Annotated in this window: 3 protein-coding genes; 1 reads left to right on the top strand and 2 read right to left on the bottom strand. The window is 67.4% G+C overall.

Translation table 11 applies throughout. The annotated features are described in order from the left end of the window. A partial coding sequence (locus RI841_RS15600) for a TRAM domain-containing protein (protein WP_310706550.1) occupies window positions 1-597 on the bottom strand: 597 nt, incomplete at its 3' end. Between the two features lies 1 nt (window position 598). Beyond that, window positions 599-1,495 (bottom strand): cysteine synthase CysM, encoded by an 897-nt coding sequence (cysM, locus tag RI841_RS15595; protein WP_310706549.1) that lies wholly within the window; start codon window positions 1,493-1,495, stop codon window positions 599-601. A 118-nt stretch (window positions 1,496-1,613) separates the two neighbouring features. On the opposite strand from cysM, the gene RI841_RS15590 reads away from it, so the two are divergent. Then, the coding region (locus RI841_RS15590) for an ATP-binding protein (RefSeq protein ID WP_310706548.1) at window positions 1,614-3,272 on the top strand (1,659 nt) is incomplete at its 3' end.

Raw genomic sequence — 3,272 nt, 5'->3', positions numbered from 1 at the left:
CACCAGCAGTGCCTCCAGGGCCGGCACCAGAACGGTGCAGCTATCGATGTCGACCAGGTGATGGGTATGGCGTGCGCGAAAGCCCAGGTGAACATCTCCCCCGGCGTCCACCTTGACGCCCAGGCGGGCACGGCGGCGATAGCCCTCGCCCGCACCGACGAGCAGCTCGGGCGAAGCAGCGAGGGTGATGCCCTGGCGTCCCATCAACTCCTCCAGGACTGCCTGTTTGTGACGGCGCTGCGCCGGCAGGGCGAGATGCTGCAAGTCGCAGCCGCCGCAACGCCCGAAGTGGGGACAGGGCGGCGCGACGCGCTCGGTCGAAGCCTGCAGAAGCTCCCGGACGTGCGCCTCGTCGAAGCGCTTGCGGGTTCGATGGACGGCAACCCTCACACGCTCGCCCGGGAGCGCGCCCTCGATAAATATCGTCTTGCCGCGCGCCGAACGCGCCACCCCGCGTCCGTCATGGGCCAGTCCCCGGACCTCCAGGGTGTCCGACTCCCCAACGATGGAAGCCTCACGGGGCTCTCCCTGGCCCCCCTGCAACCCCGAGACACCCGACGAGGCGCGCCTGGGGCGACGCTTGCCCAGCATGGCCATCTCAGCGCTCCGGGGCGAACAGGCCGGTGGAGAGGTAGCGGTCACCCCGGTCACAGACGATGAAGACGATCACGGCGTTCTCGACCTCGGCGGCGATCCGCAGCGCGCCGGCGAGCGCACCGCCGGAGGAGACACCGGCGAGGATACCCTCCTCCCGGGCCAGGCGACGCATGTGCTCCTCGGCCTCCTGCTGGCCGATGTCCAGCACCCGGTCGACGCGGCGGTCGTCGAAGATGCCGGGCAGGTACTCCGGCGGCCAGCGGCGGATGCCGGCAATGCTGGCGCCATCCTCGGGCTGCAGGCCGATGATCTGGACGTCGGGGTTGCGCTCCTTGAGATAGCGCGAAACGCCCATGATGGTGCCGGTGGTGCCCATGGAACTGATGAAGTGGGTGATGGTGCCACCGGTCTGCTCCCAGAGCTCGGGGCCGGTGGTGCGGTAGTGCGCCAGGGGGTTGTCCGGGTTGGCGAACTGGTTCAGCGGCTTGCCTTCGCCTCGGGCGACCATCGCCTCGGCCAGGTCACGGGCCTCCTCCATGCCCCCTTCCTTGCTTACCTCGATCAGCTCGGCACCGTAAGCGGCCATGGCCTGCTTGCGCTCGGCGGAGGCACTTTCCGGCATGATCAGCACCATGCGATAGCCCATGATGGCGGCCGCCATGGCCAGGGCGATCCCGGTGTTGCCGGAGGTCGCCTCGACCAGGGTGTCGCCGGGTGCGATCTCGCCACGGGCCTCGGCCTGCTGGAGCATGGAGAGGGCTGGACGATCCTTGACCGAGCCGGCGGGATTGTTGCCCTCCAGCTTGGCCAACAGGGTATTGCCGCGCCCGGCGGTGATGCGCTTGAGACGAACCAGCGGCGTATGGCCGACGGTCTCCTCGAGAGTGGGGAAATGCATGTAACCTTCCTGATGGAAACGCCTTTTCGGCATTATATCCCTGCGGCTGCACACTGGACAGGCATCTGCCCACCCTGTGGCATACTGGACGCCGATTAACCGCCCGACGAGCCCCCTGATGTCCCTCAAGACCCGACTGTTGCTGATGATCTTCGGCCTCCCCCTGCTGCTGCTGGCTCTGCTGGTCGTCGCGGTCACGGCACTCGAGGATCGCCAGCGCCACACAGCGCTTCGCGATGAGCTGACACGCGGCGCCGAGCTGGTCGCGCCGGCCCTGGCCGAGGCCTTGGCGCAGGAGGACGACCGCAGGCTATCACGCCTGGCCGACGGCCTGCTGGCGTTGCCCCATGTGCAGGGGTTGAGCCTGCGAGATAGGCAGGGCACCCCGCTGCTGGAACGTGGCAGGATTCACGACCTGCCGACGCCATCCGCTCTCGACGTCATGCGCCTGCTGGAACGCGATCGTCGCTGGCTGCTGCAGGTTCCCCTACCCGATACCACGTCGACGTCAACCGGGCTGGTGCTGGACATCGACACCACCCCCCTGCTGCTGACCCATTATCGCCACCTGGCTATCGGCGGCCTGGCCCTGATGCTCGCCGGCCTGCTGCTGTTCCTGGCGGCCTATGCCACCATGCGACGGCTGAGCCAGCCGTTGGAAGATGCCGTACGTGCCCTCGATCGTCTGGCCCTCGGGGTGGTGCCCGAGAGGCTGCTCATACCCCCGGCCCCGGAGCTGGCAGGACTGGCCCGGCGCGTCAATGACCTGGCCGACCACATGGACACGGCCCGGGAGGAGATGCAGGCCCAGATCGAGCAGGCCACCGACGAGCTCCAGGAGTCCATGGAAACCATCGAGGTCCAGAATATCGAACTGGATCTCGCCCACCGTCGGGCCCTGGAGGCCAACCGCGTCAAGTCGGAGTTCATGGCCAACATGAGCCATGAGATCCGTACGCCCCTCAACGGCATCGTCGGCTTCTGTCAGCTGCTGGGACGCTCGCGGCTTGACCCACGCCAGCGTGAATGGCTGGACCACGTACAACGCGCCTGCGACAACCTGCTGATGCTGGTCAACGATGTCCTGGATTTCTCCAAACTGGAGGCTGGACGGGTGGCGCTCGAGACGCTCCCACTGGACATGGTTAACCTGGTCGACGAGGTGCTCGGCCTGCAGGCCCCCCTGGCCCAGCAGAAGGGAGTGCAACTGCTCGGCCTGGTCTACGATGACGTGCCTGCCGACCTCGAGGGCGACCCGTTGCGGGTCCGCCAGGTGCTCACCAACCTGGTCAATAACGCCCTAAAGTTTACCGATCAGGGGGAAGTGATCGTGCGGGTCATGCTGGAACAGGCCGAGGCCAGCCGGGTGGTCCTGCGCGTCAGTGTCAGCGACACCGGCATAGGCCTGACCGACAAAGCCCGACAACACCTGTTCCAGGCCTTCCACCAGGCCGACATCAGCCATCCTAGAGAGTTCGGCGGCACTGGTCTGGGGCTAGCCATATGCCGGCAGCTGGTCGAGCAGATGGACGGAGAGATCGACGCCGAAAGTGTGCCCGACCAGGGCTCGACCTTCTCCTTCACCCTGCCGCTGTCGGGCAGCGTGGAGAGCGAGCGCCCCCCGGAGCTCAGCCTCTCAGGAGAGGTCATTCTGGTCGAGGAGCCCCATCCGCCCACGCGTCACGCCCTGCAGCACCTGATGACTCGCTGGGGGGCCCAGGCCACCACCCAGGCGCCCGTCGGGACCGAGCCCCCCGCCTCGCTGGTCGTGGCAGGG

It is taken from the genome of Halomonas sp., assembly GCF_031581305.1.
In the GTDB taxonomy this organism is placed as follows: domain Bacteria; phylum Pseudomonadota; class Gammaproteobacteria; order Pseudomonadales; family Halomonadaceae; genus Halomonas.
The sequence above is the reverse complement of the archived record's forward strand: the minus strand, read 5'-3'. Positions and strand labels throughout refer to the sequence as shown.

Coding starts and splice junctions, on each gene's coding strand:
- cysM (WP_310706549.1), bottom strand. CDS start 1,495: ATGCATTTCCCCACTCTCGAGGAGACCGTCGGCCATACGCCGCTGGTT.